General features: G+C 52.2%; 13 protein-coding genes and 5 pseudogenes. 3 read left to right on the top strand and 15 right to left on the bottom strand.

Annotated elements, in window-relative coordinates:
- Positions 1–45 precede the first annotated feature (45 nt).
- The 3 genes from hdeA to AP059_RS03165 form a co-directional block, all read right to left on the bottom strand.
- Positions 46–363 carry an acid-activated periplasmic chaperone HdeA gene (gene hdeA / locus AP059_RS03175; protein ID WP_048364779.1) on the bottom strand — a complete coding sequence of 106 codons (318 nt, stop codon included), beginning with the start codon at positions 361–363 and terminating at the stop codon, positions 46–48.
- Positions 364–640: 277 nt separating this feature from the next.
- Positions 641–1,681: a zinc-dependent alcohol dehydrogenase family protein gene (locus tag AP059_RS03170; RefSeq protein WP_048364778.1), complete on the bottom strand. Its 1,041-nt coding sequence runs from the start codon at positions 1,679–1,681 to the stop codon at positions 641–643.
- Between the two features lie 152 nt (positions 1,682–1,833).
- Complete coding sequence (locus AP059_RS03165; protein ID WP_059761848.1) at positions 1,834–2,181, bottom strand: hypothetical protein; 348 nt, start codon at positions 2,179–2,181, stop codon at positions 1,834–1,836.
- 133 nt (positions 2,182–2,314) lie between these two features.
- Here AP059_RS03165 and AP059_RS03160 point away from each other — a divergent pair, with 133 nt between their 5' ends.
- From AP059_RS03160 to AP059_RS03150, 3 genes are all read left to right on the top strand, one after another.
- Positions 2,315–3,157 carry a sugar phosphate isomerase/epimerase family protein gene (locus tag AP059_RS03160; RefSeq protein WP_059761847.1) on the top strand — a complete coding sequence of 281 codons (843 nt, stop codon included), beginning with the start codon at positions 2,315–2,317 and terminating at the stop codon, positions 3,155–3,157.
- A gap of 169 nt (positions 3,158–3,326) precedes the next feature.
- Entirely contained in the window at positions 3,327–5,741 is a 2,415-nt protein-coding gene (locus AP059_RS03155; RefSeq protein ID WP_059761846.1) for a glucose/quinate/shikimate family membrane-bound PQQ-dependent dehydrogenase, read from the top strand.
- A gap of 68 nt (positions 5,742–5,809) precedes the next feature.
- Entirely contained in the window at positions 5,810–7,123 is a 1,314-nt protein-coding gene (locus AP059_RS03150; protein WP_059761845.1) for a carbohydrate porin, read from the top strand.
- Between the two features lie 90 nt (positions 7,124–7,213).
- Here the strand turns inward: AP059_RS03150 and AP059_RS03145 are convergent, their stop codons facing one another.
- From AP059_RS03145 to AP059_RS22645, 12 genes and pseudogenes are all read right to left on the bottom strand, one after another.
- On the bottom strand, positions 7,214–7,414 hold the full coding sequence (locus tag AP059_RS03145) for a hypothetical protein (RefSeq protein ID WP_059761844.1): 201 nt from the start codon (positions 7,412–7,414) through the stop codon (positions 7,214–7,216).
- A 410-nt stretch (positions 7,415–7,824) separates the two neighbouring features.
- A pseudogene (locus AP059_RS21900) lies at positions 7,825–8,087 on the bottom strand (PAAR domain-containing protein).
- A 209-nt stretch (positions 8,088–8,296) separates the two neighbouring features.
- Positions 8,297–8,566 carry a hypothetical protein gene (locus tag AP059_RS03140; protein ID WP_218186550.1) on the bottom strand — a complete coding sequence of 90 codons (270 nt, stop codon included), beginning with the start codon at positions 8,564–8,566 and terminating at the stop codon, positions 8,297–8,299.
- A gap of 368 nt (positions 8,567–8,934) precedes the next feature.
- A pseudogene (locus AP059_RS22660) lies at positions 8,935–9,120 on the bottom strand (RHS repeat-associated core domain-containing protein); the annotation flags it as partial.
- Positions 9,121–9,326: 206 nt separating this feature from the next.
- On the bottom strand, positions 9,327–9,500 hold the full coding sequence (locus tag AP059_RS22410) for a hypothetical protein (protein WP_156425773.1): 174 nt from the start codon (positions 9,498–9,500) through the stop codon (positions 9,327–9,329).
- A 6-nt stretch (positions 9,501–9,506) separates the two neighbouring features.
- Complete coding sequence (locus AP059_RS03130; protein WP_059761842.1) at positions 9,507–9,701, bottom strand: hypothetical protein; 195 nt, start codon at positions 9,699–9,701, stop codon at positions 9,507–9,509.
- 1 nt (position 9,702) lies between these two features.
- Entirely contained in the window at positions 9,703–9,939 is a 237-nt protein-coding gene (locus AP059_RS22655) for a toxin C-terminal domain-containing protein (protein ID WP_256209676.1), read from the bottom strand.
- A 45-nt stretch (positions 9,940–9,984) separates the two neighbouring features.
- Positions 9,985–10,239 (bottom strand): annotated as a pseudogene (locus tag AP059_RS22650) (RHS repeat-associated core domain-containing protein); the annotation flags it as partial.
- 58 nt (positions 10,240–10,297) lie between these two features.
- On the bottom strand, positions 10,298–10,780 hold the full coding sequence (locus tag AP059_RS03125) for a hypothetical protein (RefSeq protein ID WP_059761841.1): 483 nt from the start codon (positions 10,778–10,780) through the stop codon (positions 10,298–10,300).
- 335 nt (positions 10,781–11,115) lie between these two features.
- Positions 11,116–11,396: pseudogene (locus AP059_RS21890) on the bottom strand (hypothetical protein); the annotation flags it as partial.
- A gap of 263 nt (positions 11,397–11,659) precedes the next feature.
- Positions 11,660–12,274: a hypothetical protein gene (locus AP059_RS03110; protein ID WP_059761838.1), complete on the bottom strand. Its 615-nt coding sequence runs from the start codon at positions 12,272–12,274 to the stop codon at positions 11,660–11,662.
- 406 nt (positions 12,275–12,680) lie between these two features.
- Positions 12,681–13,320: pseudogene (locus AP059_RS22645) on the bottom strand (RHS repeat-associated core domain-containing protein); the annotation flags it as partial.

The following is a 13,320-nucleotide window of genomic DNA, read 5'->3' as shown; positions in this document are numbered from 1 at the left end:
GGGGGCAAAAATGCCTGCACTCGCAACACGTGCAGGCGTGGAACCTTAAACGTCTTTTTTGACTTTGGCCCACTCTTCTTTGAGTTTTTGCACGAAGCTGGCTTTTTTATCTTTCTCGCAGGCCGTCACCACCAGTGGCGTGATTTTTTCTACACCCGCCACGTCCAGCACCGCATCTTCAACTTTGCCAGACTTGTTCACCGCCTCGCCCAAACCCACTGCGGTAGGTCGAAAACTCTCATCTACGGCAAGAAAACTCTCACAGGTCCATGCAGAAACAGGCTGCTTGGCGTCTGCGGCCTGAGCCAGTGTCGAGAGTGCAAACAAACCGGCAGCGCCGACTAAAACAATGTGCTTTTTCATCTGAACATTTCCCTATTATCAAAGATGGCAATGACGTAACTTGCGCCGCAAGAAACATAGTTGCGCAGGCGGCGACTGTCAAAAAGAAAAGCGCAATAACTCATAAAACCAAACATCCTACGTCGCCATAAGGGCTGAATGTTTAATGCCGTCGCGGCAGGCTTAATAATCGACCGACCACATTAACGCCACCCGGTGCCTGACACTGTCTGGCACCGGGTCTGCGCAAGGACCAACCCGCCTTTACCCAGGCAGGTACGGGATTATCTAGATCCCCTTACTGTTGCGTAAGTATCACTTTCATGGCTTTTTCCTGGGCGGCATTACTAAAGACTTCATAGGCTTGAAGAATATCGCCCAGCGCAAAACGGTGAGTAATCAATTTGCCCGCATCGACTTTCCCGGACTGTACGGTCTTCATCAACATCGGGGTGGTATTTGTATTAACCAGCCCGGTGGAAATATTAATGTTTTGAATCCACAACTTCTCAAGGTGCAGTTCCACACTTTTACCATGCACGCCGACGTTAGCAATATTGCCCCCGGGCGCAATCACCGACTGGCAGGTATCAAACGATGCAGGAATACCGACGGCTTCGATCGCAACGTCCACGCCCACACCGCCGGTCAATTCAAAAATGCGTTCAACCGCGTTTTCGGTCTTGATGTCGATGACGTGAGTCGCACCGAAACGTGTAGCCACTTCAAGCCGATTGCTGTCGCCGTCGACCATGATCAACTGGCCCGGGGAATAAAACTGCGCGGTTAATAGCGCGGCCATGCCCACTGGCCCTGCACCGACAATCACCACGCTGTCTCCTGGCTTGACCTTGCCAGCGAGCACCCCAATTTCAAAGCCGGTCGGCAAGATGTCACTCAGCATCACCAGCGCTTGCTCATCGGCCCCCTCAGGGACAGGGTACAAGCTGTTATCTGCATGGGGGATGCGTACATATTCGGCCTGCGTACCGTCAATCATGTGGCCGAGAATCCAGCCGCCGTCAGCGCAATGGGAATACATCTGGCGCCGGCAGTTTGGACAACTGCCGCAGGAAGTTACACAGGAAATCAGTACGTGGTCGCCGGGTTTGAAATTACGGATGGCTGGCCCCACGGCTTCTACTATCCCGACCCCTTCGTGACCCAGTACCCGGCCCGGCGTGACCGCAGGCACGTCACCTTTGAGGATGTGCAGGTCGGTGCCGCAAATGGTGGTGTGCAGAATGCGCACAATGGCGTCAGTGGGCTTGTCGATAACGGGTTTGGGGATGTCGGCCCATGCTTTTTGACCGGGCCCCTGATAAGTGAGCGCTTTCATGGTGGCTTTCCTTTATCCGATTAGAAGTCTGTCGTGTCCGTCATCGCTTGCAGGATGACGGGCAGCTCAAAAGTCATGCGGTCCAGTAAAGCAGTCTTTGGCTTAAATGCCCTTGCCACAGGTCAAATAAGCGCCTTTAGCCCTGCGAGGCGTCACAGCCGGGGCGAAACCGAGTAGTCCGTTTCACCTCTGGCATCCGAACGCAGCTCGACTTTATAAGACGTGGACGTGCCACAACCTGTGACGTCCCAGGTTTCAGTGGCCCGGTCGATAGCCCCTGATGATTGCTGACTGATGGCGGCAATAGTCGTAGTAACAGTGTCAATCGAGCCACATTGAGTCATGGCCGAGAACAGCAACTCGACGCTTTTCATCACATCCTTGCGCAACACAGGGTCGGTGACCGATTGGCCCTTAAATTGAGGGTTGTGGGCGCAGCCCGACAATGCGGCAAGCAAAAAAGCACAACCCACAATTGCAATGCGGTGTTTGACCTGCATGTTCACTCCTTGAAACGGCGCCATGCCGTGGGGCAAGCAATAGCACACATCGGCATCAAAGTGCCTGCATGCTGAACTTTTAGATCAGGCGCAAGCTCTGAATTGGCAGTCGCGTCAAACCACAGAGGTCATCATGCAGCCCTTGGCTCTCAGTCAGATCACTACGTCCCCGCTTACTCTGGAACAAGACTTGCAGCTCTGCCTGAGATTGGGTTGCGCGCTGGAAATTGCTGAAAAGAAACTGTCTGACGATACAGGACGCGCGCGCGAACAACTGGAGCAGATCAAGGAAAGTGGCGTACGCATTACCTCAATACAGCCACGTACATTGACCATTTTTCCGTCTGCCTCGGCGCCCCAGCCGAGCAACCCCCAGCTCCGGCTTGAGCAATTGATGATGTCAGTGGAGCGCTTCAGCCCCTTTTGGCCGGGGCTGCCCCTGATCACCAACACCGGTGCTGACAGCAGCGGCAATGAAGCCCGGGTGTGGGACGGTTGCGTTGAGCATTATCAAACATTGGCCGTGCATGCCGAGCGCCAGGGCATGCGTATCGCGCTCGAAGCACTGGGCCCCTCGTTAATGAACCGTAACTCGGTGCTTTTCACCTTCAGTCAGGCGCAAGCGATGGCAAGTGCGGTCAACCACCCGCACTTCGGCCTTTGCCTGGACTTGTACAACAGTTGGCAGGATGCAGGACTGCTAACCAGCATCAGCGCGCACAAGCTGTTTATTGTGCAGCTGGCTGACTGGCGCAGACCTCGTTCATTGCATGATCGTCGCGCGCTGGGTGACGGGGAAATCCCCTTTAAAGCACTGCTGGGCGCACTGGCAGCGAGCGGTTACGCCGGTGATTGTGTGCTGGAGATTTTTTCTGAATCGGTTGACGACTCGCTGTGGCAAGACGCCCCCACCCTCATCCAGGCCATTGAGCAAAGCATCGCGGCGTTCAGCGAGTGGTCTGTGCACGGGCAATAAAGCATCGGCTGATGCTTTAAGAATCATCTGATTCTTTGCCCGCTTGTCCTTACGCACACTGGGTTCAAAAGAGGCTGGTATTTTTTACTGGCATCCCGATTTGTAACAACTTTATACTTAGCAAGCTAATCATCTAATCAAAGACTCTTCCTACGCGAGACCCACACGCATGACTGCAAAAAAGCGCGCGCGCGCTTCCACATTTATTTCCATTGGGTTGGGCATCGTCATTGCCTTGCTCGGCATTGCACTGGCAGTCGGAGGCATCCAACTGGTGTCGCTGGGCGGCTCCTGGTATTTCCTCTGCGCCGGTGTCGCCATGTTTGTATCCGGCGGCCTGATTGCTTTGCGCAAACCCGTCGGCGCCTGGCTGTATGGCGTGTTTCTTGTGGCCAGCCTGGTATGGGCGGTGGCTGATGCAGGCCTGCACTTCTGGCCCCTGTTTTCGCGCCTGTTCATGTTCAGTGCCATCGGCCTTGTGGTGTTGCTGATCTATCCGCAGCTAATCCGCGCTGCCGGGCGCACACCCGGTCACCGCGCTTATGCAATCGCCGGGGTACTGGCTGTATTGCTGGTAGTGGCTGCGGGCAATATGTTCGTCGCTCATCCAAGTGTTTCCCCGACCGGCAATGGCCCAGGGTTGACCGCAGTCGATCCTGGCCACGAGCAGAAGGACTGGAGCCACTACGGTAATACCGAAGGTGGCAGCCGCTTCGCTGCGCTGGACCAAATCAACCGTGACAACGTTAATCAACTAAAAGTGGCGTGGACCTACCACACCGGTGACGTGGCCATCAGCGACGGTAACGGTGCAGAAGACCAACTGACGCCACTGCAAGTGGGCAACAAAGTGTTTATCTGCACGCCCCACAATAACCTGATCGCACTCGATGCCGACACGGGCAAAGAGTTGTGGAAAAACCAGATCAACGCTCAATCAGCGGTGTGGCAACGTTGCCGCGGCATGGCCTACTTCGATGCCACCGCACCGATTGCCCAGCCGACACAAGCCAATAGCTCGCCGATTATGGCTGCCACCGTACCGGCCGGGGCCAATTGCCAGCGTCGCGTGCTGACCAACACCATTGATGCGCGCCTGATTGCCGTTGACGCCGACACCGGCGAGTTCTGCCAAGGCTTTGGCAACAAGGGTCAGGTGGATCTCAAAGCCGGTCTTGGCAACGTGCCAGACTCGTATTACCAATTGTCTTCCGCGCCGCTGATGGCCGGTACGACCGTGGTGGTTGGCGGTCGGGTCGCTGACAACGTTCAGACCGACATGCCGGGTGGCGTGATTCGCGGCTTTGACGTCATCAGCGGGAACATGCGCTGGGCGTTCGATCCGGGCAACCCTGAAGACAAGCAGGCACCCGCTTCGGACAGCACCTATGTGCGCAGTACGCCGAACAGCTGGGCACCGATGTCCTACGATCCACAGATGAACACGCTGTTTCTGCCAATGGGCAGCTCGTCTACGGATATCTATGGGGTTGAACGCACAGCACTGAACCACAAATACGGTGCTTCGATCCTGGCGCTGGACGCGACAACAGGCGATGAGAAGTGGGTCTACCAGACGGTGCATAACGACCTCTGGGATTTTGACTTGCCTATGCAGCCCAGCCTGATTGATTTCGATAAAGCCGACGGCAGCACAGTACCTGCTGTGGTGATCGGCACCAAAGCGGGCCAGATCTACGTCCTTGATCGCAAGACCGGCCAGCCGTTGACCGATGTCCAAGAGGTCCCGGTCAAGGCCGCCGACATCCCGAACGAGCCGTACTCCCCTACCCAGCCTTTGTCCGTGGGGATGCCGCAAATCGGCGCACAACACCTGACTGAATCCGACATGTGGGGGGCTACACCGTTTGACCAATTGCTGTGCCGCATCGACTTCAAAAAAATGCGCTACGACGGTTTGTACACAGCGCCGGGCACCGATGTGTCGCTGAGCTTTCCCGGCTCATTGGGCGGCATGAACTGGGGCAGTATCTCGACAGACCCGGTTCACGGTTTCATTTTCATCAACGACATGCGTCTGGGTTTGTGGAGCCAAATGGTTCCACAGGCAAAAGATGCCAAAGCTTCTAGCGGCGGTGAAGCGCTCAACACCGGCATGGGCGCAGTGCCGCTCAAAGGCACGCCGTATGCGGTCAATAAAAACCGTTTCTTGTCCGTCGCGGGTATTCCATGCCAGGCACCGCCTTTTGGCACCCTGACCGCCATTGACATGAAAACGCAAAAGATCGCGTGGCAAGTGCCGGTCGGCACTGTTGAAGACACGGGGCCGATGGGCATCCGCATGCACTTGCCGATTCCTGTGGGTCTACCCACGCTGGGCGGCACCCTCTCCACTCAGGGCGGGCTGATTTTCATCGCGGGCACACAGGACTTCTACCTGCGGGCATTCAACAGCGGCAACGGTGATGAAATCTGGAAAGCACGCCTGCCCGTCGGCAGCCAAGGCGGCCCGATGACCTATGTTTCGCCGAAAACCGGCAAGCAGTACATCGTCATCACGGCTGGCGGTGCCCGACAGTCACCTGATCGTGGTGACTACGTCATGGCCTACGCATTGCCATAAGCCTCGGTTAGTCCCTCCACGCGGCGTCTTCGGGCGCCGCGTTCTGTTTAAGTGTTAGAAGGTTTTACATGAAGCACTCATACTTGTCCCTTCCCCACCGCGCTCCGTTGATACCAGGTCTTCTGGTCGGACTTGCCTGCGCCATGTCTCAACCTGCGTTTGCAGATGTGGCTGATAACGATACGGATGTGTTCTCACGCAAAACCCTCAGCGGCAATTGGGGCGGCCTGCGTCATCAACTGGAAGATGACGGGCTCAAGTTCACTGCCGATTACACCGGTGAAACCGCCTATAACCTGCACGGCGGACTGCACCGCTCGGCCCGTTACTCGCAAAACATCAAGTTGGGCGTGCAGTTTGACCTCTCAAAACTGTATGGGCTGGACAACGCGGGCAAGGTGCAAATCACCCTCAATGACCGAAGAGGTAACAGCGCATCCGAAGACTTGGTAGGAAACCGCCTCCCCATCCAGGAAAACTACGGCGGGCTGTACACCCGTCTCACTGAGCTGAGTTACGAGCGCAGCCTGTTTACCCCGGCCCTGAACGTCAAGCTTGGCTACATGGCAATGGGCAATGACATCGGCGGCCTGGACAGCGGCATCCTGTGCAACTTCATGAACGCAGGTTTTTGCGGCCATCCACTGAACATGTCAGGCGGCAGTGGCTGGTCCAACTACCCCAATGCGCATCTGGGCGTTCGCATCAAATACGACCTCTCGCCCTCTTGGCAACTGCGAGTGGCGGCCTTCAACGTCGACCCATCCAGCAACGGCAACTCCAGTCGAGCCTGGCACTTGGGGCCCAAGCACACCACTGGCACTGTGGTGCCAATCGAGTTGGTGTACAAACAACAAAGCGAACTGCCTGGCGAATACAAACTGGGGTATTACTACGACAGCTCCGATGCCAAACGCATTGGCAGTGATAAAGAGGTAGCCGGCCGGGGTGGACACTACTTGCTGGTCGACCAGGCGGTGTGGAACTCAACCACTGCCAAAGGTCGTAGCGTGCATGTGTTTGGACAGTATTCGGCAGCGAGCAGTGCTGCATCACCGTTTACCAAGTGGTATGGCGTGGGGATGGTGCTGAACAAGCCATTCGCGGGGCGCCCGCACGACACCCTTGCCATCGGCTATGGTCGCGCAGTGCCCAATCCGCGCAGCCGCGAGGTTCTGGAAAGTGCTGCAATAGCCCACGGTGAGTTTGTACCCAACCTCGACTCGGGCGAACAATTGCTGGAAATCAGCTACGGCTATCAGGCTACACCCTGGCTGTTATTACGCCCGGATCTGCAATACATCATCGAGCCCGGTGCTTTCTCTGGCGAACAGATTCAAAACGCACTGGTGATGGGGCTGCAAGCAAAAGCAACGTTTTAAACAACGGCCAAGCGCGCCTCAGGGGTGCCTGACGTCATGCCAGGCGCCACAAATGAAAAGACAAACCTGCACCCTCACAGGCTCTTTAATTCAGGTCTGCATCTCGCAATTGACCAACAAACACACCCCGCCAGATTTTTTAATCAGGCTGATGGGCTTATGAACCTCACCCCCGTCAACAGATATCTCAACAACAAGATCCTGATTTTCAAACGTTTGAAGCGCCTTGATTAACTGTTTAATTGTTTTTCTTTGAACCACCCACTTTGGATACTTCGAAACTTCATTCAACTCAACTTCCAATTCGATTTAAATTGACAACATATGTACCACTTCTTAAATCACGGCTGTCTAGTTCTTTCACAGAACCTGCCCTTTTCGGTGCGCCCCATTGTGCCTATCAATATCTCGTATCAGGGTATCGCCGTACCCGCCGAACAGAGTGAAGCCGCAACCCAGTTCGCGCTGTTTGCGCGCCCGTTCGTTTTGGTTCCAGTGTGAGCCGGCTTGCGGGCGATGTGTGTGGTGGGCGTTGGAGCGCCGCCCCAGCGGCGCCGTAGGCGTAGTTGACGCTGAGTGTGCTCTCTTAAAAGCGCACCAGACGCTCGAACAGGTCCCAGTGAATTTGGCTTTGTTGACCGTTGTGCCAACAGTGAATATCAATCCATACCGGCTCAGCTTTTAAAGAACGGTTTTGCAGTTCAACGGTTGGCTGCACCTTTAGAGCCGCTGGCAATCAGTGCGGCACCACGCGCTGCTTTCATTCCATCGAGTGCAACGCCAATTCCTTCAACGGAGTAAGTAGCTGTGCCCTCGGCAATGGGGAGAATCCCCTTGCACAATGGGCAACTGACCATGTGGCCGATCCATGCGATGGGATTCCATTGAGGACAGTATTGGAAACAGCTTCGAGCGCAGAGCCTCCGTGAGTAGTGACGTCGCCTAGGCAGATGATGTTTTTCATAAAATATTGTTCTAGTGACGTTAAAGCTTAGCTCTGGCTTGGGTTGCGGCGTCTTTTAAAGTTACTCTTTCATTTTCAGGTATTTAAAATTTTCCATCATGTCGATGGATCGTTCTATAGCATCCAGCATCATGAATGCTTTGTACCTTAGGCAGCTAAATTTACATACTAAAAAATCATTGTTAAGACCATTCACCCACCCACAGACCTCATTTACAAGCGTTTACATTTAAAGTATCTAGATGATCATTCAACATTGTCAACACTTCCTCTTTAGAATAAAAAAACTCCTCGCCTGCACTCATACCACCTAGTACATCGAAAATTTCATTGAGCCGCTCATCCTCAAACTCATACACGCATTCATCTAAATGCTTGGCATATATATATTTGGCGCACAGCGGGGGATTATAAGGTACAGACTCTATATGAGCGACTATTTCCTCAAGTAATTTAATCTCTCTTTCATTGCTTTTCACGATTAGCACCTACACTGACAATTATTTATGGCTCGGCCGTTCGAATTCGAGAGTCCTTGATCGATATCTGTTTTAGTTGGAGGGTAGTGTGGCAGTTCTAATAACGTCCCATTAGCCATTTTTGGATGAACACGGTTTACCTTCCCGAAATGATCATAAGTCTCCTCCCATGTACGCACTTGGCCAGTAGCCGGGTTGTATTCAGTAACATGTGACCTCCCTCTAGTAGGTCCAGACGTCCTGGCTAATGCTTCTTTATCGTAATACCTGATACGACCATCTGGCAGCTTACGTATACGCTCAGCAGATTTTTCTGCGCCCTGCAAAGCAGATAGTTTGCGCTTTAACTTTTGAGAAGGGCTATCGCATCTTAACCCCAGCGGATCAACCCACCCCGTAGGATTGGGCGCATACGCATACAGATTCAACCCACCCGCATAGCTGATCGGATCTTTACTGATAAACCGCCCAACCCGTGGATCATAGTACCGATAGCGGTTGTAGTGCAGCCCCGTTTCATGATCGTGGTACTGGCCCTGAAATCTGATCGGGTTGGGGTTTTGTTCCAGCGGACTACGTACCTGCTGAGTTTTCTCATTCAGTAAGTTGCTTGCCGGGTCGAAGGCGAAGGTTTCCACACCCAGCCCGCTGGCGGCATTAGCAGACTTGCCATATACGAGCTGATTCATTAGTAATATGCTCAGTATCACCAGCGGCAGCATCTATCTCACCCGATATAGAAAATCTCATGCGCTACTCTTCAGTAATCGCTCTTATTTAAAGGCGGGCGCTGCTCACCATTGCTCTCCTCATAGATTGTTTTTTTCCATGCGGCCAAGAACACATAAAAACCAAAAACAGCAAGGGTAAAAACGATGTTCGATACTTCAGAAGTAACGAAAAATTGAGCCTGTGCTGTCACAGGCTCATTCATTCACGGTCATATTTCACTATTTACTAACAAGCAAACGTCACCGGACTTTTTAACAAGACTAATGGGTTTATGTGTATCCCCTCCATCGATGGAAATCTCCACCATGAAGTCTTGATCCTCAAATGACTGCAACTCCTTAATCAGCTGCTTAATTGTTTTTCCTTTTGTAACCCATTCTGGATTCTTCGAGGTGCTATTCATTTTAATTTCCAATACGATTTAAGTTGATGTCAAAAGTGCCGCTTCTTGACTCGCGGCTTCCAAGCGCCTTCACCGAGCTTGCCATTTTCCAGGCTCCTCCATTATGTCCATCAAGATCTCGAGTAATGAAATCATTCCCCCTTTTGAATACTGCTTGACCTCCATGAACAGTCTCGTTAACTTTTTTGAACCCTAAGGATTCGGCCGCTTTTTTAGCGTCTTTAGTGGTTTTATAAATAGGTTCTGGTGAGCGTCGATTTGTATCAGCTCCAACTTCACACTTACAACGAGCCAGTCCCAGCGGATCAACCCACCCCGTAGGATTAGGCGCATACGCATACAGATTCAATCCACCCGCATAGCTGATCGGGTCTTTACTGATAAACCGCCCAGCCCGTGGATCATAGTACCGATAGCGATTGTAATGCAGCCCCGTTTCATGATCGTGGTACTGACCCTGGAAGCGGATCGGGTTTTTCAGGCCTTGACGCTGCGCCCATTCTGAGCACTGTTCTTTTATTTCACCCCAGGCTTTATAAGTTTCAACTTGCCATCCTGCTTTCTAGATAATGGCATAGTCCGTGCGAGTCTGTATCTCACCGGCCCTGATGGCTGTCACTCTCTTGCAGCCTCCCGCCCCCTTTATTTGCAGTTATGCGCTCTCTTAGACAAGATATGTTGTTATTTATTGTGTCTCGATACTGCAAAGGATCTAGCTTCTCAATAAATAGACTGCTCCCCCATGGTCTTATTGCAATGTGGTGCTCGCCTAACAGTTTGAAAAAGGCGGCTTTATAGCCATCGAAAGATTCAATACCAAGAGGAAGGCAGCAGTTGCGAATATCATATTTTATTACGAGGTCCAATCTATCGTTAATTTCTTCAGCAAAGCACTCTTCGGCATAGACATTATCAAGGCGCGCTTCTAAGTCCTCAAGTGAGAACAGAAGGTTTTTTGCAAGAACTATTTGTTCATAATCGCCAACATTCACAGACTGAAAAACAAATCTGCACTGTGAGAACAAGTAATCGCCGACAGTTGAGAGATTAAGCCCAATTTCAATGATGGGATATTTCATTTCTTATACCTCCCACACAAGTAATCCTTTTTCATGGATACGAACCTTTTATCGACTTCAGGAGGTACTGGGATACCACGGTTCTGCGATGTGTCGCCATTCTAATGAACGTTTCCGTCATTACTGTTCCCAAAACGGTGAGTAACTCCATTTTCATCCATCGCATACCAGTGCTTACCTTCTGCGTCCGGGATTGCTTTTTTGTACAGCGACTCTGCATCTTTAGGAAGAACTGATGTTTTTGACCCTCCACCTCTAAAGTTCCCCGAAGACGGATCATGATGCCCTGGGTTTTCATATAAAGGTTTAGGACCGTGATATCTTCCCTTTTTAGGGTAGTGGACTGTTTTGCCCGCCGCGCCATCGCCCTGGGCCGGGCTGCTTTCCCAGGCCAGGGTGTCGCCGTCCCAACCGAAGAGGGTGAAGCCGCAACCCAGTTCGCGTTGTTTACGCGCTCGTTCGTTTTGGTTCCAGTGTGAGCCGGCTTCCGGGCGATGATTGTGGTGGGCGTTGGAGTATTTTTATGGATGCGCCGCCCCAGCGGGTCGTAGGCGTAGTCGACGCTGAGGGTGTTGTCTTCAAAGCGCACCAGACGGTCGAACAAGTCCCAGCGCAGTCTCAGTTTTTAAAGAACGGTGTAGCGGTTCAACGCTTGACTGCGCCTTTAGGGCCACTGGCAATCAGTGCGGAACGACACGCTGTTTTCATGTCCGCGGGGGCATCTGTAATCCCTTCCTTGGAGTAGTCGCGCTGCCTTACGTAACTCCGCCTCGCCCCAGTACAGGTGACTTTATGACCAATACCGGCAATCGGTTAATCGCTGTGTTTGCGGAGTAGTATCAGAGAATGTCATCTCTCTCTGTCGGCGTAGATTCAGCTTTATCTGAGGGGCTCTGGCAGCCTGCGGGTTAAAGGGCGAAGTTTCTCGCGATCTACCCAAACCCCCGGAAATACCTCGAACTTAAGATCATCTCTGTTAATTCCGGTATTAAAATACCTAACCAATCTGTCATTCAAGTCATGACTGCCCCACATATTCGTTAACTCATAGAGCTCAATAGTTTCTCTGTCTTTGGATACAGACAAATCATGCTTTAATACTGGGGCTGTTGTAGTTTCTCTATCATTACCTATGCCTAGGTCTATAAGCTTTCCTCCAAGGAATGGAAAGCTATTAGAAGTGGCATTGTAATGTAGAGCATCCATTGAAGTGTAGGGCTTTATCCAGTAAGGATTGATATTATCATGGAGGGAAGCTATAGATTCAATAGCGATTTTCCTGATACCTAAATCTCTTTGAACTACAGTTCCTACGAATACTTGGAAGAGTGGCTTTACTTCAGGCCAGCTTACATCTTCCCACTCATCCTTGTCTGACTTTATATCATAAAACCGCATGATCGCACTTGCAATCATTTGAGCTACTGTAAATAGGCCACTCTCAAGCTCGATCACAATAAATGCGCCAGCTTTCCAAGTTATTCTTTTTTTCATTGTGCCAGTCTCACTTTTTTAGTTTGCAATTGAATGGTAGTCCCGACTTGGGTCCACTTAAGTTCTCTTTTTCTAAATAGCTATCTGCTGCTGACATATACTCTTTATTTCGTGCATTGCCAGCACCTACTGGATTTTGTTTGTTTGCAGTTCCCTCAAGCCTGCCTAATTGCTCAAAACGGCGTTGCTCTAACCCGCGGGCAGTATCTTTTCCAGGTTGGCCATGTCCCGTATATAAGACTTCTGGTGCACCACCTGCAAAACGTGAATAATCGCCGCCATAACGATATTTTAAAACCTCAGCGCCTGTTTTATTTCCTTGCATACTTGCATAGCCTATATAAGGCTTCCCTGTCTTTGAGTCGATACCTTGATAGGTGATATGAGTTGCATTTGCGGCGCTTGATGCTAGCCCCAGCTGATCAACCCATTCCACCGGATTCGGCGCATACGCATAAAGATTCAACCCACCGGCATAGCTGATCGGGTCTTTGCTGATAAACCGCCCGACCCGTGGATCATAGTACCGATAGCGGTTGTAGTGCAGCCCCGTTTCGTGATCGTGGTACTGGCCCTGAAATCTGATCGGATTTTCAGCCCTTCACGCTGCGCCCATTTCGAACGTTGTTCTTTTATCTCACCCCAGGCTTTGTACTGCGCACTCCAGGCGAGTTGGCCGTTGGGGTCGGTCAGTTCTTGCGGCGTACCCAAGTGGTCGCACTGGTACCAGGTCAACACGTCAATCGGTAGCGCTTGGGGCGTGTGCGTCCACAGCGGGTCTTGATCTATATCGTAGGCGCTTTCGTAGTTAGGCTGCGCCAACAGGCGGATCGGTTGATGCCGCATCGCCTGAGCCACGGGGACGAAGGTGCCGGGTTCGTAGAGGTAGTGGACTGTTTTACCCGCCGCGCCATCGGCCTGGGCCGGGCTGCTTTCCCAGGCCAGGGTGTCGCCGTCCCAGCGGGTCGTAGGCGTAGTCGACGCTGAGGGTGTTGTCTTCAAAGCGCACCAGACGGTCGAACAGGTCCCAGCGCATTTGGCTTTGT

Source organism: Pseudomonas sp. TAA207 (genome assembly GCF_001529285.1).
Classification (GTDB): domain Bacteria; phylum Pseudomonadota; class Gammaproteobacteria; order Pseudomonadales; family Pseudomonadaceae; genus Aquipseudomonas; species Aquipseudomonas weihenstephanensis.
Note: the sequence above shows the minus strand (reverse complement) of the source record. Positions and strands in the feature narration are given on the sequence as shown.

Excerpts from the sequence above, each read along its gene's own strand:
- AP059_RS03110 (WP_059761838.1), bottom strand. The coding sequence starts at position 12,274 with ATGAAAAAAAGAATAACTTGGAAAGCTGGCGCATTTATTGTGATCGAG.
- hdeA (WP_048364779.1), bottom strand. The coding sequence starts at position 363 with ATGAAAAAGCACATTGTTTTAGTCGGCGCTGCCGGTTTGTTTGCACTC.
- AP059_RS03150 (WP_059761845.1), top strand. The coding sequence starts at position 5,810 with ATGAAGCACTCATACTTGTCCCTTCCCCACCGCGCTCCGTTGATACCA.
- AP059_RS03160 (WP_059761847.1), top strand. The coding sequence starts at position 2,315 with ATGCAGCCCTTGGCTCTCAGTCAGATCACTACGTCCCCGCTTACTCTG.
- AP059_RS03165 (WP_059761848.1), bottom strand. The coding sequence starts at position 2,181 with ATGCAGGTCAAACACCGCATTGCAATTGTGGGTTGTGCTTTTTTGCTT.
- AP059_RS03170 (WP_048364778.1), bottom strand. The coding sequence starts at position 1,681 with ATGAAAGCGCTCACTTATCAGGGGCCCGGTCAAAAAGCATGGGCCGAC.
- AP059_RS22410 (WP_156425773.1), bottom strand. The coding sequence starts at position 9,500 with ATGAATGAGCCTGTGACAGCACAGGCTCAATTTTTCGTTACTTCTGAA.
- AP059_RS03125 (WP_059761841.1), bottom strand. The coding sequence starts at position 10,780 with ATGAAATATCCCATCATTGAAATTGGGCTTAATCTCTCAACTGTCGGC.
- AP059_RS03130 (WP_059761842.1), bottom strand. The coding sequence starts at position 9,701 with ATGAATAGCACCTCGAAGAATCCAGAATGGGTTACAAAAGGAAAAACA.
- AP059_RS03155 (WP_059761846.1), top strand. The coding sequence starts at position 3,327 with ATGACTGCAAAAAAGCGCGCGCGCGCTTCCACATTTATTTCCATTGGG.